Origin of the sequence: Pseudarthrobacter sp. NamE5 (assembly GCF_005796225.1) — a bacterium.
GTDB lineage: Bacteria > Actinomycetota > Actinomycetes > Actinomycetales > Micrococcaceae > Arthrobacter.
Genome location: NZ_VAHO01000016.1, coordinates 55,399 through 77,802, shown reverse-complemented (window position 1 = coordinate 77,802; position 22,404 = coordinate 55,399). Strand labels below are relative to the sequence as shown.

General features: G+C 65.2%; 18 protein-coding genes. All 18 read right to left on the bottom strand.

Annotation, left to right across the window (positions count from 1 at the left end; all coding sequences use genetic code 11):
* Positions 1 to 45 precede the first annotated feature (45 nt).
* A complete protein-coding gene (gene dnaE, locus FDW84_RS16540) occupies positions 46 to 3,603 on the bottom strand; it encodes a DNA polymerase III subunit alpha (RefSeq protein ID WP_138610598.1) in 3,558 nt (1,185 codons plus the stop codon).
* A gap of 35 nt (positions 3,604 to 3,638) precedes the next feature.
* A complete protein-coding gene (locus tag FDW84_RS16535) occupies positions 3,639 to 4,565 on the bottom strand; it encodes an RluA family pseudouridine synthase (RefSeq protein ID WP_138610597.1) in 927 nt (308 codons plus the stop codon).
* A complete protein-coding gene (gene lspA, locus FDW84_RS16530; protein WP_138610596.1) occupies positions 4,558 to 5,130 on the bottom strand; it encodes a signal peptidase II in 573 nt (190 codons plus the stop codon). Before lspA ends, FDW84_RS16535 begins: the two co-directional genes overlap by 8 nt.
* 91 nt (positions 5,131 to 5,221) lie before the next feature.
* Positions 5,222 to 5,908, bottom strand: a complete 687-nt coding sequence (locus FDW84_RS16525; RefSeq protein ID WP_138610595.1) for a DivIVA domain-containing protein — start codon at positions 5,906 to 5,908, stop codon at positions 5,222 to 5,224.
* 179 nt (positions 5,909 to 6,087) lie between these two features.
* A complete protein-coding gene (locus FDW84_RS16520) occupies positions 6,088 to 6,375 on the bottom strand; it encodes a YggT family protein (protein WP_138610594.1) in 288 nt (95 codons plus the stop codon).
* A gap of 118 nt (positions 6,376 to 6,493) precedes the next feature.
* A complete protein-coding gene (locus FDW84_RS16515) occupies positions 6,494 to 7,024 on the bottom strand; it encodes a cell division protein SepF (protein WP_138135045.1) in 531 nt (176 codons plus the stop codon).
* Positions 7,025 to 7,114: 90 nt separating this feature from the next.
* Positions 7,115 to 7,849 (bottom strand): YggS family pyridoxal phosphate-dependent enzyme, encoded by a 735-nt coding sequence (locus tag FDW84_RS16510; protein WP_138610593.1) that lies wholly within the window; start codon positions 7,847 to 7,849, stop codon positions 7,115 to 7,117.
* Complete coding sequence (locus tag FDW84_RS16505; RefSeq protein WP_138610592.1) at positions 7,842 to 8,531, bottom strand: purine nucleoside phosphorylase YfiH/LACC1 family protein; 690 nt, start codon at positions 8,529 to 8,531, stop codon at positions 7,842 to 7,844. Before FDW84_RS16505 ends, FDW84_RS16510 begins: the two co-directional genes overlap by 8 nt.
* An 8-nt stretch (positions 8,532 to 8,539) precedes the next feature.
* A complete protein-coding gene (gene ftsZ / locus FDW84_RS16500) occupies positions 8,540 to 9,778 on the bottom strand; it encodes a cell division protein FtsZ (RefSeq protein ID WP_138610591.1) in 1,239 nt (412 codons plus the stop codon).
* A gap of 181 nt (positions 9,779 to 9,959) precedes the next feature.
* Positions 9,960 to 10,886, bottom strand: a complete 927-nt coding sequence (locus FDW84_RS16495; protein WP_171046817.1) for a cell division protein FtsQ/DivIB — start codon at positions 10,884 to 10,886, stop codon at positions 9,960 to 9,962.
* Positions 10,879 to 12,255: a UDP-N-acetylmuramate--L-alanine ligase gene (gene murC, locus FDW84_RS16490; protein ID WP_138610590.1), complete on the bottom strand. Its 1,377-nt coding sequence runs from the start codon at positions 12,253 to 12,255 to the stop codon at positions 10,879 to 10,881. The genes FDW84_RS16495 and murC overlap by 8 nt, the downstream gene beginning before the upstream one ends.
* Positions 12,252 to 13,352, bottom strand: a complete 1,101-nt coding sequence (murG, locus tag FDW84_RS16485) for an undecaprenyldiphospho-muramoylpentapeptide beta-N-acetylglucosaminyltransferase (protein ID WP_138610589.1) — start codon at positions 13,350 to 13,352, stop codon at positions 12,252 to 12,254. Before murG ends, murC begins: the two co-directional genes overlap by 4 nt.
* Before the next feature lie 6 nt (positions 13,353 to 13,358).
* Entirely contained in the window at positions 13,359 to 14,702 is a 1,344-nt protein-coding gene (gene ftsW / locus FDW84_RS16480; protein WP_138610588.1) for a putative lipid II flippase FtsW, read from the bottom strand.
* Between the two features lie 2 nt (positions 14,703 to 14,704).
* Complete coding sequence (murD, locus tag FDW84_RS16475) at positions 14,705 to 16,282, bottom strand: UDP-N-acetylmuramoyl-L-alanine--D-glutamate ligase (RefSeq protein WP_171046816.1); 1,578 nt, start codon at positions 16,280 to 16,282, stop codon at positions 14,705 to 14,707.
* On the bottom strand, positions 16,264 to 17,373 hold the full coding sequence (gene mraY, locus FDW84_RS16470; RefSeq protein ID WP_138610586.1) for a phospho-N-acetylmuramoyl-pentapeptide-transferase: 1,110 nt from the start codon (positions 17,371 to 17,373) through the stop codon (positions 16,264 to 16,266). Before mraY ends, murD begins: the two co-directional genes overlap by 19 nt.
* Positions 17,370 to 18,836 (bottom strand): UDP-N-acetylmuramoyl-tripeptide--D-alanyl-D-alanine ligase, encoded by a 1,467-nt coding sequence (murF, locus tag FDW84_RS16465; RefSeq protein WP_138610585.1) that lies wholly within the window; start codon positions 18,834 to 18,836, stop codon positions 17,370 to 17,372. The genes mraY and murF overlap by 4 nt, the downstream gene beginning before the upstream one ends.
* Before the next feature lie 6 nt (positions 18,837 to 18,842).
* The gene (locus tag FDW84_RS16460) at positions 18,843 to 20,387 is read right to left on the bottom strand and encodes a UDP-N-acetylmuramoyl-L-alanyl-D-glutamate--2,6-diaminopimelate ligase (protein ID WP_171046818.1); all 1,545 of its coding nucleotides are present in this window, start codon (positions 20,385 to 20,387) and stop codon (positions 18,843 to 18,845) included.
* A 218-nt stretch (positions 20,388 to 20,605) separates the two neighbouring features.
* Positions 20,606 to 22,402 (bottom strand): peptidoglycan D,D-transpeptidase FtsI family protein, encoded by a 1,797-nt coding sequence (locus FDW84_RS16455; protein WP_138610583.1) that lies wholly within the window; start codon positions 22,400 to 22,402, stop codon positions 20,606 to 20,608.
* Between the last annotated feature and the right edge of the window lie 2 nt (positions 22,403 to 22,404).

Below are 22,404 nucleotides of genomic sequence, written 5' to 3'. Positions count from 1 at the left end.
CGCGGACGACGGCGGGCCCTGCCGCCCGTCGTCGTCCGCAGCTCGTCAGGCGTCCAGGCAGGCGGGGCCGAGCAGCACCTTCAAGTCACCGAACAGCGACGGGCTGGGGTTCACGCGGAGGTGGACCGGCAGGCCCATGATCTCCGTGCGCGTGTCGCCCTGGAGGTGCAGGCGCACCTCGGAATTCCCGCGGTGCGTCCGCAGCACGTCGCCAAGTTCCGTGACCACGGCCTCGGTTGCCTTGTGCGTCGGCATGGTGATGACCAGCGGGCCGTTCAGCCCCTCGCTCAGGTCCGGAACCGACAGTTCCATGCAGTTCAGGGTGATGGCGCCGTCGTCACGTTTCTGCAGGCGCCCCTTCACCACCACGATCAGGTCCTCGGCGAGCACGGAGGCGATGGGGCCGTAGACCTGGCCGAAGAACATCACTTCCATGGACCCGCCCAGATCCTCCACCTCCGCCCGGGCGTACGCGTTGCCGCTGGCCTTCGCAATGCGCCTGCTCAGGGAGGTGATCATGCCGGCAATGGTGATGATGGCGCCGTCCTGGGGACCATCCTCGCCCAGCACGGAGGTGATGCTCATTTCAGCGTGCTGGCTCAGCACGCCTTCAAGGCCCTGCAGCGGATGGTCCGAGACATACAGCCCCAGCATGTCCCGTTCGAAGGAGAGCTTGTCCTTCTTCTCCCACTCGGGCAGGTCGGGGATCTCAATGCTGAGTGAGGACTCGGATTCCGCTTCCTCGAAACCGGCGAAGAGGTCGAACTGTCCAATCGCTTCGTTCCGCTTGAGCGTGATGACGGAGTCGATGGCCTCTTCGTGGATCATGGCCAGGGCCCGGCGGTGGTGGCCCAGGGAGTCGAAGGCGCCGGACTTGATCAGCGACTCAATGGTCCGCTTGTTGCAGACCACGGCCGGGACCTTCATCAGGTAGTCCTTGAAGGACGTGAAGGCGCCCTCGCTTTCACGGGCTGCCACCATGGCCTCCACGACGTTGACGCCCACGTTGCGGATCGCGCCCATGCCGAAGCGGATATCGTTGCCCACCGGGGTGAAGTTCAGGGCGGATTCGTTGACGTCCGGCGGCAGCACGGTGATGCCCATGCGCCGGCATTCGTTCAGGTAAATGGCCGACTTGTCCTTGTCATCACCCACTGAGGTGAGCAGCGCCGCCATGTATTCCGGTGCATAGTGCGCCTTGAGGTAGGCGGTCCAGTAGGAAATGACGCCGTAGGCAGCCGAGTGCGCCTTGTTGAAGGCGTAATCCGAGAAGGGCAGGAGGATGTCCCACAGGGTTTTGACGGCCTCCATGGAGTAGCCGTTATCCTGCATGCCCTGTGAGAACCCGGCGAACTGCTTGTCCAGTTCCGACTTTTTCTTCTTGCCCATGGCACGGCGGAGGATGTCTGCCTGGCCCAGCGAATAGCCGGCGAGCTTCTGCGCTACGGCCATCACCTGCTCCTGGTACACGATCAGGCCGTACGTTCCACCGAGGATTTCTGAGAGGGGTTCCTCCAGTTCGGGGTGGATGGGAATGACTTCCTGAATGCCGTTTTTCCGCAGCGCGTAATCGGTGTGGGCGTTGGCGCCCATGGGCCCGGGGCGGTACAGCGCAAGCACCGCGGAAATGTCTTCGAAGTTGTCCGGCTTCATCAGTTTGAGCAGGGAGCGCATGGGCCCGCCGTCGAGCTGGAACACACCCAGCGTGTCGCCGCGGGCCAGAAGCTCGTAGGACGCTGGGTCGTCGAGCTCCAGCTTCTCAAGGTCCAGGTCGATGCCGCGGTTCATCTTGATGTTTTCCAGGGCGTCGGAAATGATCGTCAGGTTCCGCAGGCCCAGGAAGTCCATCTTGATCAGGCCCAGGCCTTCGCAGGTTGGGTAATCGAACTGCGTGATCACCTGGCCGTCCTGGATGCGGCGCATGATGGGAATGACATCGATGATCGGGTCCGATGACATGATCACACCGGCGGCGTGGACGCCCCACTGGCGCTTCAGCCCTTCGATGCCCAGCGCGGTCTCGAACACCTTGGACGCTTCCGGATCCGTGCTGATCAGCTGGCGGAAGTCGCCGGCCTCGCCATAGCGCTTGGCTTCCGGGTTCTGGATGTCCGCCAGGGGAATGTCCTTGGCCATCACGGCCGGCGGCAGCGCCTTGGTGAGCTGTTCGCCCATGCTGAACGGGTAGCCCAGCACGCGCGAGGAGTCCTTCAGCGCCTGCTTGGTCTTAATGGTGCCGTACGTGACGATCATGGCCACGCGCTCGTCGCCGTACTTGCGGGTCACGTAGTCGATGACTTCCGGGCGGCGCCGGTCATCGAAGTCGACGTCGAAGTCGGGCATGGAGACGCGGTCCGGGTTCAGGAACCGCTCGAAGATTAGTCCGTGGCGCAGCGGATCCAGGTCGGTGATGCGCATGGCGTAGGCCACCATGGAGCCTGCACCGGACCCACGGCCGGGACCTACCCGGATGCCGTTGTTCTTGGCCCAGTTGATGAAGTCCGCCACCACCAGGAAGTAGCCGGGGAAGCCCATTGAGGTGATGACGCCCAGCTCGTAGTCGGCCTGCGCCCGGACATTGTCCGGAACACCGCCCGGATACCGGTACTCAAGCCCCTTGGCCACTTCCTTAACCAGCCATGATGTCTCATCCTCCCCGGGCGGGCAGGGGAACCGGGGCATGTAGTTGGCGCCGGTGTTGAAGGACACTTCGCAGCGTTCGGCGATCAGGAGGGTGTTGTCGCACGCCTCGGGGTGGTCGCGGAACAATTCCCGCATCTCCTGCGGCGACTTGAGGTAGTAGCCGCTGCCGGAGAAGGCGAAGCGGGACCCGCCGTTGTCGTAGGTGGGCTCCAGGAGGGTGGACCCGGACTGGATGGCCAGCAGGGCCTCGTGGGCCTTGGCATCGTGCTCGTGGGTGTAGTGGAGGTCGTTCGTCGCGACGAGGGGAAGGTTCAGCTCCTTGGCAAGCCGCAGCAGGTCCCCGGTAACGCGCCGCTCGATGTCCAGTCCGTGGTCCATGAGCTCGCAGAAGTAGTTCTCTGCTCCAAAGATGTCCCGGAACTCCGCGGCCGCCTCAAGCGCCTCACGGTACTGGCCCAGCCGAAGCCTGGTCTGGATCTCGCCCGAGGGGCAGCCGGTGGTGGCAATAAGGCCCTCGGAGTAGGTGTTCAGCAACTCCCGGTCCAGCCGGGGCCACTTGCCGAAAACGGCGTCCAGCGAGGCGATCGAGGACGCCCGGAACAGGTTCCGCATGCCCACGTTGTTGTAGCTGAGCAGGGTCATGTGCGTGTAGGAACCGCCGCCGGAGATATCGTCCTTGCGCTGGTGTTCCTCGCCCCAGCGCACACGGCTCTTGTCGCCGCGGGCCGTCCCGGGCGTCACATAGGCTTCAACCCCGATGATGGGCTTGATGCCCTTGTCGGTGGCCTTCTTCCAGAAGTCAAAGGCCCCGAAGAGGTAGCCGTGGTCTGTGGTGGCGAGTGCAGGCATTCCCAGCCGCTCGGTCTCGTCGAACAGCTCTCCAAGCCTTGCTGCGCCGTCCAGCATGGAGTACTCGGTGTGGGTGTGGAGATGGACAAACGAGTCATTGCTGGAAGTCACCGCACTATTCTATGCGCCGCCCTGGCTCCCCCGTGCTAGGCATGCCCGGAGGCGAGCACGTCCAGGGCAAACGCCAGATCCTGCGGGTAATCGCTGGCGACACGGACCCGCTCCCCAGTCACAGGATGGTCGAAGCCGAGCTCCCGGGCGTGGAGCCACTGCCTCGTCAGCCCGAGGTTTGCAGCCAGCCGGGGATCAGCACCGTAGGTCAGGTCGCCGGCGCAGGGGTGCCGTAGGGCGGAAAAGTGAACACGGATTTGGTGGGTACGGCCCGTCTCCAGGTGGACTTCCACCAGGCTGGCCTTGCCGAAGGCCTCAATCACCTCGTAGTGCGTAACGGAAGGACGCCCGTCCTCGATCACGGCGAAACGCCAATCGTGACCTGGATGCCGGCCAATCGGGGCGTCAATGGTCCCCACCAGGGGATCAGGCAGCCCCTGGACCACTGCATGGTAGACCTTGTCCACGGTGCGTTCCTTGAAGGCACGCTTCAGGCCTGTGTAGGCCCGCTCGGACTTTGCCACCACCATCACACCGGAGGTTCCGACGTCGAGCCGGTGGACGATGCCTGCCCGCTCCGGCGAGCCTGACGTGGAGATGCGGTAGCCTTCACCGGCCAGGCCACCCACCACCGTAGGTCCCACCCACCCGGGGGAAGGGTGGGCGGCAACGCCAACGGGCTTGTCGACGACGACGAAATCCGCGTCATCCAGCAGGATCTTCAGGCCTTCCACTACTTCCTCCACGACCTCCAGCGGGTCACGCCGTTCCGGCATGTTGAGCTGGAGCACATCGCCTGCCACCAGCTTTGCGGACTTGCCCAGTGCAGTGCCCCTGCTCAGCACGTGGCCCTCCGCCAGCAGCGACGCCGCAAGCGAACGTGAGATGCCCAGCAGCGCTGCCAGGCCTGCGTCCGCCCTGGTTCCCCCGTAGTCGTCCGTGACGAGAATCCGCTCATGCATCCTTTGGTTTCTCCTTGGGTTCGGAGGTAAGCCGCTTTCCGTCCAGGGTGATGCCGCGAAGCGTCAGGATGCAGATGACGGCGACGGCTGAGACCACTGCCGAGTCGGCAATGTTGAAAATTGCGAAGTTCGGCAGTTGGATGAAGTCCACCACGTGCCCCATGCCAAAGGACGGTTCCCTGAAGAGACGGTCCGTGAGGTTGCCCAGTGCTCCACCGAGCAGGAGGCCAAGCGCCAGGGCCCACCAGACTGATCCCAGTTTGCGGACCTGGAAGAGGATGGCCACGGAGACGACGGCCATGATGATGGAAAACACCCAGGTGACGTTTTCGCCGATGGAGAATGCCGCGCCGGAGTTCCGGATGAAGTACCAGTGCAGGAGTGGCGGGAACACGGGAATCCGCTCACCCTCCACCATGGTGGAGGTGACCCAGAGCTTGGTGAGCTGGTCCAGGACGTAGGCGAACAGTGCGAACCCTGCGAAGACGGATAACAGCACCGCCCGGCGTGGACGCGGTGAAGGTGGGACAGGGCGCGCGGAATCGGCAGCGAGTTCGTCGGTCATGGTGCTTTCATTCGTATAGCCGGTGTCAATGCCAAAAGCCGGCGACCGAGGAATCCTCAGCCACCGGCTTTCAGAATACGTGTTTGACGGCTTAGTTTGCTTCGCTGACTTCCGGGGTAGCCACTGAACCGCGGGCATCCAGGTCGCGCAGCTGGCCTTCGATGTAGGCCTTCAGGCGTGAACGGTAGTCGCGCTCGAAGCCGCGGAGCTGCTCCACCTTGCGCTCCAGGACGGATCGCTGCTGCTCGAGGGCACCGAGGATCTTGCGGGACTTCTCCTGCGCGTCATTGACCAGGCTGCTGGCTTCGATCTGCGCTTCGGCGATGATCTTGTCCTTCTGGGCCTGGCCGTCGGCGACGTGGCGGTCGTGCATCTGCTGTGCCATGGCCAGCAGGCCGGCAGCGGATTCGGCAGAAGGAGTGGCGACGGCGGCAGGGGCGGCTGCGGGTGCCGCAGCGGCAGGAGCGGGCTGAACTTCCTTCTTCTTGGCAGCTTCAGCAGCCTTGGCCTCGGCTTCGGCCTTCTCGCGGGCCTCGTCCTTGTCGGCCTTGACGGGCGCGGGGACCTTCTCCACGACGGGAGCAGCAGCCGAGCTGGCAGCAACGCCGGAACCGGCTTCGGCAAGCTTCTTGCGAAGTTCGTCGTTCTCCTGGTTCAAGCGGCGGAGCTCAACGACGATCTCGTCCAGGAAGTCATCAACTTCATCCTGGTCGTAGCCCTCACGGAACTTGGTCGGCTGAAAGCGCTTGTTGACAACGTCTTCTGGCGTCAAAGCCATCTGGTCACCTCACTGGTCTAGTTAGTCAGTAGGCCTTCCGGCCGTCAAAACTACGGTACCTAAATTTGGTCTGGTTACTCTAATTCAACACTGCGGTGTCAAACGCGAGTTTTCTTCGCATTACAGTAGCTGTTCCCGGACGGGTCCACCCTGCGCTGCTAGGTCTGTTTCGGGGTAAATCAGGCGAGGCCCCTGGTGATGCTCATTGCGATGCTTACGGCAATAAACAGGATCAGGAAACCCAGGTCCAGGGAGATGCCGCCGAGGCGCAGGGGCGGGATCAGCCGGCGCAGCACCTTCAATGGCGGATCGGTGATCGAGTACACGGCATGGGCCACCACCAGGGCAACCCCGCGCGGCCGCCATTCCCGGGCGAACATCTGTACCCAGTCGAAGACCAGCCGGATGATCAGGGCAACAAAGAACAGAAGCAACGCGAGATAGACAAGTCCGAATGCGATTCCCATGTCTAACCCAGTATCTCCAAGTCCGTGTGTCCCGCGGCATCCTGCCGCTGTGTCTCGTCTATTTCAGCACAGATGCCAGGCAGGTGTCCCTGCCTGGCATCCGCGTACCACCCGTTGTTCAGCTTTGGTTGAAAAAGCTGGCCTGCGTCTCGCTGGCTTTTTTGTCATCGCCGATGACTTCAACGTACGACGGCGACAGCAGGAAAACTTTATTGGTGACCCGTTCAATGCTCCCACGGAGTCCGAACACGAGGCCCGCGGAAAAGTCCACGAGGCGCTTTGCGTCCGCCTCGCCCATGTCCGTGACGTTCATGATCACGGGAATGCCGTCCCGGAAGCTCTCGCCGATGAGCTTGGCGTCATTGTAGGAGCGCGGGTGAATGGTGGTGATCTGACGGAGTCCGCTGGTTTCTTCGCGGCTGGAAGCCGCACGCTTGATGGGGGTCACTGGGGCGCGGTATTCCTCTTCGGGGGCGTGGGTCGTTTCGCGGCTGACCTCGCGGACGGGTGCAGGTGCACGGCGTTCCTCGCGGTCAGCTTCCATCGTTTCGTCCTCATCCTTACGTGTGGTCTGTTGCTCGGACTCGTAATGCTCATCGCCGTCGGCGAGCCCAAGATAGATCATTGTCTTGCGCAGAGCGCCGGCCATGGTCGACTCCTAATCGTGTCCCGTAAGCGGGCCGCCCAATGACTTGACAGCACTGGAGTCCCCCGCCCATCACTTCCAACAGGTCCGACGCTACCCCACGGTGGGACGCGATCCGAGAATATCGGAACCGATTCGCAGGTGTGTCGCACCGAACGCTATGGCCGCTTCCAAATCCTGGCTCATGCCTGCGGAGATGGCCGTGGCGCCGGGGTGCTGCGCAACCAGTCGCGCCGATACCCGGGCAAGCTTTTCGAAGGCAGGTTCCGGCGGCGCGTCCAGCGGGGCGACCGCCATGACCCCGGCAAGGCGCAGGCCTTCGGCGCCCGCTATCCTGTCTGCCAGTTCCGGCACGTCCGATGGCATGGCCCCGCCCCGATGGGCGCCCGCGTCGTCCTCCAGGCTGACCTGGATGAAGCAGTCCAGCGGCGCTTGCGCTGTCGCTTCCTGCCGGCTTTGCACGGCTTTGGCCAGGGCGTCGACAAGTTGCGGCCGGTCGACGGAATGGACAGCTGAGGCGTAGCGGACCACGGACTTGGCTTTCTTGGTCTGCAGCTGGCCCACGAAGTGCCAGGCGAGCCCACAGCCGGCAAGTTCCTCCGCTTTCGCGGCGGCTTCCTGGTCCCGGTTCTCACCGACATCCGTGACTCCGAGTGACACCAGCCGCATGATGTCCTCCGCCGGGTGGAACTTAGTAACCACAATCAGTGTGGGAAGTCTGTCCTCGCGCCCGGCTGCCGACGCCGCAGACTTGATCCGGCTCCTGACTGCAGTGAGCCGCTCCGCCAGCTCCGCCGTGCGGGCGTCCCCGGTTGCGCTTTCAGTCATGGCACCAGACCACGCCCGCGAAGCGGCCCGTTTCCCTGTTGCGGCGGTAGGAGTACAGCGAGTCGGCCTCCAAAGTGCAGGGCCCGCGGTATTCCACGTCAACTCCGGCCCGCTCCAACTGGCTCACGGCCCCGGCGGGCAGGTCCAGTCCCGGTGTTCCCCAGGAGGTTGTGGACCACGCGGCGGGCACGGACGCGGCCACCTCCTCGCGGAGGGCTGCCGGCACCTCGTAGCAGCTGCCGCAGATGGAAGGACCAAGCCATGCGCGGATGCCCGATGCTCCGAGGGACACCATGGTACTGACGGCGGAAGGAATCACTCCCCCTGCCACCCCCGGGCGCCCTGCATGGACGGCGGCCAGGATTGGACCGCCCGCCGACTCACCCGCGAGCAGGACCGGAATGCAGTCTGCGACCATGACCGCCAGCGGCAGGCCGCGCGACACCATGGCGTCAGCTTCCGGCGTCCCGCTCCCCCGGTCCACGACCGCAACGGTGGTTCCGTGCACCTGGTTCATGAAGCGCAGGCTGCGCGGTTCTACCCCGAGGGCATCTTCGAGCTGTTCACGGCGCCGGCGAACCACAGCAGGGTCATCGCCGACGTGCAGTGCCAGGTTACCGGCGCGGCTGTCAGTGAACGCGGCCGACACCCCGGGAAGGATGTCAGCGCGCCAGTGGAACACGCCCGGGCCTACTTCAGGAAGTCGGGAACATCCAGGTCATCCGAGTGGGTGCCGGTGAGGTCAGGCTCCACTACGGACGGGAGGTCCACATCGAAGCCGGAGTCCGCCGGAACGGCGGACGGGCGCTGCTGGCCCCAGTTACTGAGGCCTGCTGCGCCAACCCCCGCATGGACCGGCTGGGCGTTGAACTGGTGGTTCCCGGCAGTGGGGGCCTGGGCCGGAGCCGGGGCTGCAGTCGGGGCGGCAGGCCGCTGGGGTGCCGTCTGGGGCTGCGACTGATCCATCGACGGCGAAGTGGCCTTCACGTCGTCGAAACCGGCGGCAATGACGGTCACGCGGGCCTCGTCGCCAAGGGCGTCGTCGATCACTGCGCCGAAGATGATGTTCGCTTCGGGGTGCGCCACTTCCTGGACCAGGCGTGCGGCCTCGTTAATCTCGAACAAGCCGAGGTCTGAGCCGCCCTGGATGGACAGCAGCACCCCGTGCGCGCCGTCGATGGAGGCTTCCAGCAGGGGGGAAGCGATGGCCAGTTCGGCCGCCTTGACCGCCCGGTCCTCGCCGCGGGCAGAGCCGATGCCCATGAGCGCGGATCCTGCACCCTGCATGACGGACTTAACGTCGGCGAAGTCAAGGTTGATCAGGCCGGGGGTGGTGATGAGGTCGGTAATGCCCTGGACGCCGGAGAGCAGCACCTGGTCGGCGGACCGGAAGGCGTCAAGGACGGAGACGTTGCGGTCACTGATGGACAGGAGGCGGTCGTTGGGGATCACGATCAGCGTATCCACCTCGTCCCGAAGGGCATCAATGCCCGCCTCGGCGGAACCGGCGCGGCGGCGGCCTTCGAAGGTGAACGGGCGGGTGACCACGCCAATGGTCAGCGCGCCGAGGGAGCGGGCGATGCGGGCCACGACCGGAGCGCCGCCCGTGCCGGTGCCACCGCCTTCACCGGCGGTCACGAACACCATGTCGGCGCCGCGGAGCACTTCCTCGATCTCGTCAGCGTGGTCCTCGGCAGCCTGCTTGCCCACCTCCGGATTGGCGCCGGCCCCCAGCCCGCGGGTCAGCTCGCGTCCGACGTCGAGCTTCACGTCCGCGTCGCTCATGAGCAGGGCCTGGGCGTCGGTGTTAATGGCGATGAATTCAACGCCTCGGAGGCCGACCTCGATCATGCGGTTGACTGCGTTCACGCCACCGCCGCCGATGCCGACGACTTTGATGACGGCCAAGTAATTCTGCGGAGCTGCCACGTTACGTGTCCCTTGTTCGTGTCTTATTGCGAAAACTGATGGAGAGCTTGAAGCCTGCAACCTTAACCTTCGAGTTGAAGGTTATAGTTATGTCAAGTAACTCATGTCTGTGACGGTATTTCCTCTGGTACGCACATTCAATAACCGGCTCCGCGTGTCGGATTAATACCGGAAAGAAAGCTCAGCGGGTCACCGGGTGCCGGGGCACGCTGACGTCGTAGACCTTCACAGGGTTCTTGGGATCGGCCGGAACCTTCAGGAGAGCCTCAAGGACTTTAGCCTTGAGTTCCTTCTCGCCGGCGTTGCCCCAGATGATGGTCTGGCCGTCCACGAGCTTGAGTTCCACCGCATCCACGGAAGCTGCCGAGGCATTGGACAGCCTGGCCAGCACGTCCGCCGGCAGGGCGCCAAGGACCGCGGCGGTCGCGTGGAAAAGGTCCTTCCCAATGGTGCCCGCACCGCCGTCGATCACCGGCAGCGACACCGAGGCCGGATCCTCCGTGGCGGCCAGCCGGACGCCCTCGACATCCACCAGCTCGTACTGCTCCCCCTGCTTGACCAAAGCCACAGGTACCCGCTCCCGCACTTCCACGGCGAGTCCCGACGGCGGCCGGGCCTCAGCCGAGGACGACTTGACCTGGACCAGTGGCTCCAGGAGCCGGCCCACCTCGTCATCCGAGATTTGCGGCAGCGGCTTTCCCTTCAAAGGCTCAAGTGCGGCCTGGACCTGGGCCGGCGTCAGCAGGCGTGTCCCGGTAACCGAAATGGTGTCAACGGCAAGGACAGGTGAATAAACGGCAGCGGCCAGCAGCCCTGCCACCACAGCGACGAGGGTGGCGGCGGCCGTGAGCACCTTGCGTTTCCGCCGCTTTCCCTTCGGCTCAGGGAACACCAGCACGTTCGCCGGCGAGGCGCCGGGCTGTTCCGCCTTCTTCCCCTTGCCGCGGCCGGCTACAAGCCCCTGCTTCGGCTTCGGCGGCTGCTGCCGGGCCGGTTCCGGGATGCTGCGGGACGCTGAAATGACATCATCGCCCCCGGATCCCCCCGTTCCACCATTTCCGCCCGGATTGCTGGCGGGCCTGTAGGTGGGGCGGCGCGTGCTAGCCACGCAGGGCCTCCACGATCCGCGGCCCATAAGCGGTGACGTCACCTGCACCGGCCGTCAGCACGATGTCCCCGTCCGCTGCCGCGGCCGCCACCGCGGCCACAGCCTCACCCGCAGCCACCAGCCGTCCGCCCGTCTCCAGGTGGTCAGCAATGAGCTGGCTCGTCACGCCGGGAATGGGGTCTTCACGGGCAGGATAGATGTCCAGCACCAGGGCGGTGTCGGCAAGGTTAAGCGCCTCCGCGAACTCGCGGGCGAATTCACGGGTGCGCGAAAACAGGTGCGGCTGGAAGAGGACATGCACCTTATGGGGGCCCGCCACGGACCGGGCTGCGGCGAGGGCTGCCCGGACTTCCGTCGGGTGGTGGGCGTAGTCGTCAAAGACGCGGACTCCCCTCCCCTCACCCTTGAGCTCGAAGCGCCGGGAGGCGCCGGAAAAGCCCGCCAAAGCGGCGGCCGCGGCGTCGGGGCCGACGCCCAGTTCAAGCGCGACGGCGAAGGCAGCTGCGGCGTTCAGCGCGTTGTGCCGTCCGGGCACCTGCAGGTCAAGGCTGAATCGTCCCGCCTGCGAGGACACCGAAACGTCGCCGGGACCGCCGTCCTGGAGCATGACATCGGCACTGTCAGCGGTTCCGTACAGCACCACCTTGGTGTTGCCCCGCTCCCTTGTCCTTTCGGCAAGTGCCAGGGCGCCGGCGTCATCCGCGCAGGCCACCAGCACGCCGTCCGCCGGAAGCAAGGCAGTGAAGCGGTCAAAGGACTCGTATACGGCCTCAGCCGTGCCGTAGTGATCCAGATGGTCGGGCTCAACGTTGGTCACCACGGCGATGCCTGGCCGGTAGTTGAGGAACGAACCGTCCGATTCGTCGGCCTCGGCCACGAAGATCGGGGAGCTCCCATGTGCGGCGTTGACGCCCAATGCAGGAACGTTGGCGCCAATGGCGAACGACGGGTCCAGGCCGGCGCCCTGAAGCAGGACGGTGACCATGGACGTGGTGGTGGACTTGCCGTGCGTTCCGGCCACGGCCACTACCCTGTCATCCCCCATGGTGGCGGCCAGTGCCTCGGACCGATGCAGCACTGGCAGCCCTGCCTCCCGTGCGGCAACCAGTTCGGGGTTGTCTGTCCGGATTGCTGATCCTGCCACCACCGTTTGTGCATCCCCGAGGTTGCCCGCGTCATAACCGACGGCGATGCGGGCACCTGCTGCTGCCAGGTCCACCATCACCGGGAGGTCCTTCGCGTCGGAGCCGCTGACGGGGACACCGCGTGCCACCATGATTCTGGCAACAGCGGACATGCCGACGCCCCCGATCCCCACGAAGTGGACCCGCCCCAGGGATTCGAGGGTTGGGATGCTGGCGTGGTTCATGCTGCGACTGCTTCCAGGATGAGATCAGCCATGCGCTGATCGGCGTTTCGGATACCAAGGCGGTAGGAGTTGCCGGACATTGCGCCCAGCCGCGGCTCGTCCGTGACCAGCGGGATCAGTTCCCTGTCCACCCACTCAGGGGTGAAGTCGCGGTCATTCACCAACACTGCTCCCCCGGCCGCCACCAGGCCAGCTGCATTCAAAGCCTGCTCGCCATTGCCGATGGGAAGCGGCACCAGGACAGCGGGAACACCCACAGCGGCAACCTCGCAGACCGTGGCCGCGCCGGAGCGGGCCAGCAGCACGTCGGCCGCGGCATAGGCAAGTTCCATGCCATCAACGTATTCCACCTGCCGGTAGCCTTCTGCCGCAAGCGGGTTGCCGGCGTCGTCAAGGACGGTCTTGCCCCGCCCGGTGATGTGCAGGGTCTGGATCCCGGCAGCGGCCAGCCGGCCGACGGCGGCGGCGATGGTCCGGTTGATGCTCTGGGCACCGGAGGAGCCGCCGGTAACGATCAGCGCGGGCCGGGCCTGGTCGAGGCCGAGCGCCTCACGGGCAGCGGCGCGGGCGGCAGTCCTGTCCAGTCCGGAGATCTCGGTGCGCATTGGCATTCCCACATGGATGGCGTTGCGGAGCGGGGTGTTGTCGAAGGCGACCCCCACGCGGCTGGCGAACATGGCTCCCACCCGGTTGGCCAGGCCGGGGCGCGCGTTGGCCTCGTGGACCACGATGGGGATCCCCCGCGTGCGGGCGGCCAGGTACATGGGCGTGCAGACGTAGCCGCCGACGCCCACCAAAACGTCAGCAGCCGCTTTGTCCAGGATGGCTCCGGCCTGGCGGACCGCACTGTTGAGCCTGCCGGGAAGACGCAGCAGGTCGGCGGATGGCCGCCGCGGAAAGGGCACCCTGTCGATGGTGGCCAGCTGGACCCCGGCAGCCGGAACAAGCCTGGTTTCCATTCCCGACGGGGTGCCGACGGCGAGGATGGCCGCGTCCGGGGATGCACTGCGCAGAGCCGCGGCGATGGCAAGGAGCGGGCTGATATGCCCTGCTGTACCGCCACCTGCCAGGACGATGGATGGTGTCTTGGAGGTCATGGAGGGTTAGGCGCGCTTTCTTTCGGTCTTCTTCCGGGCAGCGTCTTTCCGCGCCGGTTTGGCCTTGAACTTGAGCATCCGCTTGGGGCGGATGGCGGGCGCCATCTGCTCCCGGGCGAGGGAGAGCACCACCCCGATGGCGCAGAGCGACATCAGCAGTGCCGAACCTCCATAGGAGATGAAGGGCAAGGGTACGCCGATGACGGGCATCAGGCCGGTGACCACCGACATGTTCACGGTCGCCTGGCCGAGCAGCCACACCATGATTGCTCCGGCGAGCACACGGTGGAACATGTCCTCCTGTGCCACCACGACGCGGTAGATAGCGGCTCCCAGGATGGCGAAAAGGATGAGGACGACGACGGTTCCCACCAGCCCGAGTTCCTCGCCGATGATGGCGAAGATGAAGTCGTTGTGGGCTTCGGGGATCCAGCTGTACTTTTGCCGGCTTTGCCCCAGTCCTACCCCGAACCATCCGCCGGATGCCAGCCCGTAAAGGCCGTTGGTGGCCTGGTAGTTGGCGTCGATGCCGTTGGCGCAGGACTCCCCGGTCCACCAGGAGGTGATGCGGCACATGCGGTTCGAACTGGTGACTGCCATGACGGCTGTTCCGGCGGCCGCCACCAGTCCTGCGATGCCGAAGAGGTAGAGCGGCGCGCCGGCAAAGAAGAGCGCTGCGGCCGTAATCATCATGATGATCATGGCCGTTCCGAGGTCGTTTCCCACCAGGACCAGTCCGACGATGATGATGGCCATCGGAACGGCGGGAACCGCAACGTGCTGCCAGCGGCTCAGGAGCTTTCCCTTCCGGGCCAGGACGGTGGCCATCCAGAGTGCGAGTGCCAGCTTGGACGCTTCGGACGGCTGGAAAGTGATGCCGCCCAGGTCGATCCAGTTCTTGTTGCCGTTGACCTCCGCGCCCACGATCTGCACCATGCCCAGGAGTACCACGGCCACGATGATGGCCGGCCAGGCGAGGCGTTTTAACCAGATCACGTTGATGCGGGACAGCACGAACATGGTGAACATGCCGATGCCTGCGAACATGCCCTGTTTCAGTGCATCCCCGTACGGTGACTTCCCGGCAGCGATGGACTCCACGCTGGAGGCGGAGAGAACCATCATGATGCCGATGGCAGTCAACGCCAGGGTGGAGCCGAGGATGAGGTAGTACGTGGAGCCGTTCCGGGAGGTCCCTGTTCCCTCCAGGGCCCGCCAGAACCTGCGGTAGGCCGCCTTTAGGCGGAAGGGGGCGGAGGCCTGGCGCTGTGCCGGCGATGCCGAGGATCCGGCACGCGGGTTCCCAGCCTGCTGCTTCGCTGGCTGGGGCCGCGTTGGCGTGCTGACCATTGTTACTCCTCGCCGGTCTGGGCCTGCCCTTCCACCAGCTCGCGGACAGCTTCGATGAAAGTGTCACCACGGTGAGCGTAGGAAGAGAACTGATCCATGGAAGCAGCTGCCGGAGCCATCAGCACAGTGTCACCGGACCGGGCCAGCTGGGCTGCTGACGCAACGGCCCGGGACATCACGGCTTCCCCTGTCAGGGGTGAACCGGCCTCGATGCCACTGTCCGCTGCAGCAGTCTGCACCTGTTCAGTTTCTCCCGCTGCCGGCTCAATCACCGGGACATCGGGCGCGTGTCGCTGGAGGGCCCCGGCCAATGCCGAGGTATCCGCTCCGATGAGCACCACTGCCTTGAGCCGGTGGGCGTGCTCCCGAACGAGGTCATCGTAGGTTACCCCCTTGGACAGGCCTCCGGCGATCCAGACCACGTCCTTGAACGCAGCCAGGGAGGCGGACGCCGCATGCGGGTTGGTGGCCTTGGAATCGTTGACCCAGAGCACGCCGTTGTGCCGCGCGACGGGCTGGATGCGGTGGTCCCCCGGAATGTAGTCCCGGATGCCCTGCCGCACGGCCTTGGGCTCAACGCCATAGGCCCGGACCAGGCCCGCGGCGGCCAGGGCATTGGCCACCATGTGCCGGGGTGCAAGGGCGCCGAGATCGGTCATCGAGGCAAGCTCCGCAGCACTGTCCCTGCGCTCTTCGATGAAGGCCCTGTCCACCAGCAGCCCTTCCACCACCCCGAGCATGCTCACGGCGGGGGTAACGGTCGTGAAGCCGACGGCGCGGCACCCCTCCACCACGTCGGCGTTCTCCACCATGCGCTCTGTTTCGATCTGCTCTGCGTTGTAAAGACAGGCTTTCTGGGTGCGTTCGTACACCTTGGCCTTGTCCGCGAGATAGGAATCGTAGGAACCGTGCCAGTCAACGTGGTCCTCCGCGACGTTGAGGCAAACGCTGGCAACTGGCGAGAGTGACTCTGCCCAGTGCAGCTGGAAGCTGGACAGTTCAACGGCGAAGACGTCGTATTCAACGGGGTCGCGGATGGCGTCCAGAATCGGAGTGCCCACGTTGCCCACAGCGATTGCCTTCAGTCCAGCGGCGCGCAGCATGGATTCGGTGAGGCCCACGGTGGTGGTTTTTCCGTTGGTTCCGGTAATGGCAAGCCAGTCTGCGGTCTTACGGCCTTCCCTGACGCGGACCCGCCAGGCGAGTTCCACGTCTCCCCATACGGGGATATGGGCGCGTGCAGCAGCGGCGAGCAGTGCCTGGTCGGGCCGCCACCCGGGTGAGGTAACGATCAGCTCGGGAAGCCCGCCGTCAATCCGGGGAATCCGGCTGACTGCTTCCTCACCGAGCAGGACGTCCGCGGCGCCGACGATCTTCAGGGTCTCGGCATGCGCCTTGGCTTTTTCGCTGGTGGCGGCGTCCACCACCACAACCCGCGCGCCCAGCTCGATCAGGGTATCGGCGGCGGCAAAACCGGAAACGCCGATGCCGGTGACTGCAACCCGCAGGCCGGACCAGTCGGAGTCCCAGCTGACGAGGTTCTGGAGGCGGGGGGAAACGGTCACAGCAGCACAACCCATTCAGCGTAGAAAATTCCCAGGCCTACGGCGACGAAGAGGCCGCCGAGGATCCAGAACCGGACCACCACCGTCACTTCAGCCCACCCCTTGAGTTCAAAGTGGTGCTGCAGTGGTGCCATTTTGAAGATACGTTTGCCACCGGTGGCCTTGAAGTAGCCCACCTGGATGATCACGGACAGCGTGATGAGGACGAAGAGGCCGCCGATGATTCCCAGCAGCAGTTCGGTCCTGGAGAGGATGGCGAAGCCTGCAATGGCGCCGCCGATGGCCAGGGAGCCGGTGTCACCCATGAAGATTTTGGCGGGCGAGGTATTCCACCACAGGAAACCCACCAGGGCGGCGCTGATGATGGCCGCCAGCAGGGCGAGGTCGAGGGGGTCCCTGACGGTGTAGCAGCCGCCGCCGGCCTGCCGGGGTGAACCGCAGGCCTGGTTGCTTTGCCAGATTCCCATGAGGGTGTAAGCGCCGAAGACCATGACTGAGGCACCGGCCGCGAGCCCGTCGAGACCGTCCGTGAGGTTGACGCCGTTGGTGGCGGCGGTCACGATCAGGTTGGACCAGATGACGAAGAGGATGGCACCCAGGACCGTTCCGCCGAACGCCAGGTCCAGCCAGGGCAGGTCCCTGACCAGGGAGATTTTCGTCGAGGCCGGTGCGAGGCCATCCTCATTGGGGAAGTTGAGGGCAAGCACCGCGAAGATGATGCCCACAGCGGCCTGCAGGATGAGCTTCGCCTTGGCGTTGAGCCCCAGGCTGCGCTGCCGGGAAATCTTGATGAAGTCATCCAGGAATCCCACCAGCCCCATTCCAACCATCAGGAACAGAAGGATCAGGGCCGAGGCTGACGGGCCGGGCGAATCCGGGTTGATCATCAGCATGATGAGGTGGGTCAGGCCGTAGCTCAGCAGAACGGCTGCCACCACCACGGTTCCGCCCATCGTCGGCGTGCCGCGCTTGGTGTGGTGGGAGGTGGGTCCGTCGTCGCGGATGAACTGTCCGTAGCCGCGGCGGACCAGGAGCCGGATGAACAGCGGCGTGCCCACCAGGGCGCAGAGCAGCGCAAGGCCAGCGCCGATAAGAAGAGCAATCACAGCAGTGTGCTCCTTTCATCGGCGGGCTGCGGGGTTTGTGGGGGTAATGCTATCCGATCGCCCAGGTGGCGAAGCCCCACGCTGTTGGAGGACTTGAACAGCACCAGGTCCCCGGGCTGAAGTTCAGCGGTCAGCAGTTCATAGGCTTCGTCGGCGGTCTCTGTGAAGATGCATTCGTCCCCCCACGAGCCTTCCTGCACGGCTGAAACATAGAGGGCGCGTGCTTCCCGGCCTACAACGACGAGCCGGGAGATGTTGAGGCGCACCACCTGCGTGCCGACAGCGGTGTGTTCCCGGATGGAGTCCTCGCCAAGTTCCAGCATGGCACCCAGCACGGCCCAGGTCCTGCGGCCGCGGCCGAGGTCCGCGAGTGTCCGGAGGGCGGCGCGCATGGATTCCGGGTTGGCGTTATAGGCATCGTTGATGATGGTGACGCCGTCGGCCCGCTCAGTGCGCTCCATGCGCCAGCGGCTGGCGGCTGCCTGGCTGCTCAGGGCAGCGGCAATATCGGCACCGGAGACGCCTGCAGCCCATGCTGCGGCCGCGGCTGCCAACAGGTTGCCCACGTGGTGGGCGCCAATGAGGCGGCTGCTGACATGGCGGGGGGCCTCCTCACCGGGGAGGAGGAGGTCGAATTCAGGGTTTCCATCAGCGTTGGTGTCGGTGTTGAGGGCCTGTACGGCGGCGCCGGGACGGCTTTCAGCGGAGAAGCCGACGACGGAGGCAGAGGTGCGTGCGCGCATTGCGGCCACCCGGTCGTCGTCCAGGTTGATGATGGCGGTCCCGGAGGGCGCCAGGCCTTCCACCAGTTCACCCTTGGCCCGTGCAATGTTCTCCACCCCGCCGAACTCGCCGGCGTGAGCTGTTCCTACACCCAAAACCACGCCGATGTCCGGCTTGACCATCTCAGCGAGGTAGCGGATGTGGCCGATTCCGGTAGCGCCCATTTCGATCACCAGGTACCGGGTATCGGTTCCGGCGGTGAAGACCGTCAGCGGAACGCCGATCTCACCGTTGTAGGAGCCCTTTGGCGCCACCGTGGCGCCCTGGCCGGACAGGATCCCCGCCAGCAGGTCCTTGGTGGTTGTCTTTCCGGCCGAGCCGGTGATGCCAATGACTGTCAGTTTGTCATGGGCGTCGGCGCGTGCGGCCCGGATCCTGCTGACGGCCTCGGCGGCCAGCGCGCCCATGGCCAGCACCGCGTCGGAAACCACGATGGCGGGATAGGGGCTGCCGTCGGCGGCTGTTACCGGACGCTCCACGAGCGCCAGGACTGCGCCGGCGGCGAATGCGGCTTCGACAAAGTCATGCCCGTCCGCGTACTCCCCCGGTTTCGCGACATAGAGCGAACCGGGCGAGGCTTCGCGGGAATCAGTGATCACCGAAAGAGGCGTGATCCCGGGATCGGCGTCCAGGCGCCCGTTGGTGATTTCGGCGATTTCCGCCGCAGTAAATGCAATCATCTCGGTCTAGGACTCTATCCGGTCGGCTTGGAGAACGTTGAATCCCCTGGCTGTCAAGGCGCTGCGCAGCTCCACCCTGTCGTCCAGGGCAAGGTTGACGCCTTTCACTTCCTGCCACACCTCGTGGCCGCGGCCGGCCACCAGGACAGTGTCCTGGGGCCGGGCAAGCTCGACGGCGTGCTGGATGGCACGGTCACGGGGGAACACCTCCAACACGGTGCACGGCAAAGACTCCCTGGACTGTGCCTCCCGCGCGCCCGCGAGCACGTCCGCCCGGATGGCGGCCGCGTCCTCGTCGTGGGGGTCGTCATCGGTGATGATCACGGTGTCGGCGAGCCTGGCCGCGATGGCACCCATGGCAGGGCGTTTCCCCTGGTCGCGCTGGCCAGTGGCACCGAACACCACGATCAGCCGGGATCCTGTTTCCGGTGAGCGCACCGCCTCCAGTGCGCGGGCCAGCGCGTCAGTGTTGTGGGCGAAGTCCACCACTGCGGCCGGCCGATCAGAGACCAGTTGCATGCGGCCCGGCACCGCTACCGTGAAGGGATCCCCCGCATTCAGCGCCGCCTGCAGTGTCGCGGCGTCCACACCGCCGGCGAGCACCATGACCGCGGCGAGGGCCGCATTAGCCACGTTGAAGCTGCCCGGAAGCCCCGTATGTACCTGCAGGACGGTGCCTCCCGGGCCGGTGAGGGTGAACTCCGTGCCGAGTCCGCGGGGCGCGGTGGCGGTCACGGTCCAGTCAGCCTGGTTCTCCCCGGATGCGCTGAGGGTGGTGACGGGCACCTTGCTGCTGCCGGCGAGCCGGCGGCCCCATTCGTCGTCGACCATCACCACTGCCTTCCGCGCCCGCTCCGGCGTGAAAAGCTCCGCCTTCGTTGCGAAGTACTCCTCCATCGTGTGGTGCAGGTCCAGATGGTCCTGGGTGAGGTTGGTGAAACCTGCGACGTCAAACTGCAGGCCGTCCACGCGCTGGTAGGAGATGGCGTGCGAGGAGACCTCCATCGCAGCCGCGCCAAGCCCGTTCTCCCGCATGAGCGCCAGCAGCCCGTGGACCTCCGTGGACTCCGGGGTGGTCAGGACGCTCGGAATCGGTTCCCCGCCGGCCAGGATTTCTATGGTCCCGATCAGGCCCGTCCTGGTTCCCAGTGACCGCAGCAGCGAGGTGATGAAGTAGGTGGTGGTGGTCTTGCCGTTGGTCCCCGTGACGCCGAACAGTTGGGGGGTGCCATCGTGCCTGCTGCGGTAGATCATGGCGGACAGCGGTCCCACCACGTTGCGCGGGGCATCCACCACCAGTACCGGCACGGCGGTGTCGGAAGAGAGTGCCAGGAGGCGGGCACCGGCTTCATCCGTCAGCACAGCCGCCGCTCCGGCCTGGATGGCCTGGGCGGCAAAGTCCGCACCGTGGCGGGAGGCGCCGGAAAGGGCAACGTAAAGGTCGCCGGATTCCACCGTCCGGGAATTTAAGGAGATTCCTCTCACGGCCACGCCGGCAGAAGCCCCTTTCACAGCGACGCCGATTGCCTCGCCAATGGCGTCCAGCCGGATGGATTCAACGGCAGCGGGGCGGAAGCGGGCCCGGCCGTTCCGTGCCCCGGCGGCGTTCTCCTCCGGCGCTGTTTCCTGGCGTGCAGCTTCCTCGGTCGGTGCCGTGCGGCGGTTGGACGGGTTGAACTCTGACAAGGGATCTCCGATGGTGCTAGTGGACCGTGCCCCGGCATGGATGAGCCGCCACAGCGCGGGCTGTTGCGGCTGCTGCCGGGGTGTTACTTGGCGAACTGGGCCAGCCTGGCCGGTTCGCCGGTGGACGGCTGGACGTTGTAGGTCCGCAGTGCCTGGCTCATGACCGATCGGAACACCGGCCCGTTGGTAATCCCGTAAATGCTGCCCTTGGGCCGCTGGAGTACCACCTCAACAATAAACCGCGGATCATCCATCGGTGCCATACCCACCAGTGAGGCGGTGTATCCGCAGAACCCTGACTTGCCGTCATCACACGGGGATTCGGAGGTGCCGGTCTTGGCGCCCACCCGGTAGCCGTCGATTCCTGCATCCTTGATCTGGCCCTCGGTGACTGCGCTTTCGAGGATGTCCTGGACCTGCTGTGCCGTATCCTCGGACACGATCTGCCGGGGTTCCGCGGCCGGGACCTTTTCCTCCGTACCATCCGACGAGACATAGGAGTCGATCAGGCGCGGCTGCAGCATCACCCCGTTGTTGGCGATGGACTGGAACGCCCGCACGGTCTGCAGGGTGGATTGCGACACACCCTGACCGAACAGGACGGTGTATTCCTGCCGCCCGTCCCACTGCTGCCAGGGCGTCAGGATGCCCGATGCCGTGGCAGGCAGGCCAACGTCCGGGGCTTCGCCAATACCAAACTTCTTCAGCCAGTCGTAGCGCTGTTCCTTGCTCAGGCGCTGCCCTGCCATCACGGTTCCGGTGTTCATCGAGTAGCCCAGGATGCCGGCGAGCGTCCGCTTCTCGGTGCCGTGCGCGAAGGAGTCACTGAAGGTCTGCCCATTAACCGTGTAGGTCGGGTCCAGGGTGAACTCATCCAGCGGGCTTGCCTTGCCCTCCTCGATGAGCGCGGCAACCGTCATCATTTTTTGCACCGAGCCCGGCTCATAAGCCGCGGTGACCGAACGGACGCCGCGATCTTTGGCGGCAACGCGGCCCGGGTCATTAGGGTCCGGGGAGTTGGTGTCCGCCATCGCCACCAGGTTGCCGGTCTTGGCATCCATCACGATGATGACGCCCCATTCGGCGCCGAGTTTGTCCGACTGGCTTTGGATGGCCTGCTGGGCGAAATATTGAAGGTCGGAATTGATGGTGAGCTTGACGTCCTTGCCGTCCTCCGGTGGTGTCAGTTCATCCACGCCCACGGGGATTCGCAGGCCGTCCGCGCCGATCTCGAAGAGCCGTTTGCCGTCCTTGCCCTTCAGGAGCTCATCCTGCGTCTGCTCGATGCCTGCCTGGCCAGTGGCGCCGTCCTGCAGGAAGCCGATGATTCCGCCGGCCACTGAACCGTTGGGGTAGACGCGTTTGCTCACGCCTTCGGTCACAATGCCCGGAATCTGGAGTTGCGAGATCCGGTCCTCGACGTCCGGTTTTACGTCCTTGGCAACAATGTAGTAGGGCTGCTCCCCGGTGACTGCCTCGCGGATGGCGTCCGTTTCCATGCCGAGTGCGGCGGCCAGTTCCCTGAGCCCCTGCTCGCGGCTGACATCCACCAGCTTCTCCTTGGAGTCGTCCAGCCGCTTGAACGTCTCCGTTTTCGTGTTGACCCTTTGGTCCACCACCACGTTGTAGCGGATCACACTGTTGGCCAGCACTGTTCCGCCCGAGTCCAGGATGCTGCCCCGTTCTGCCGGAAGGACTGTCTGCTTCATCCGGCTGTTCAGGGCCGCTTCCGCCATGCCCCCCACGTCGAGCCCCTGCACCAGGAAGAGTTTGCCGCCCACCACGAGCAGGAGCGTCAGCATAATGCCGAGTCCCAGGCGCAAGCGCTTGGTGGCGTTCGGCACCTTGCCGTTTCCTGCCTTGCCGGTCCTCTGCGCCACCG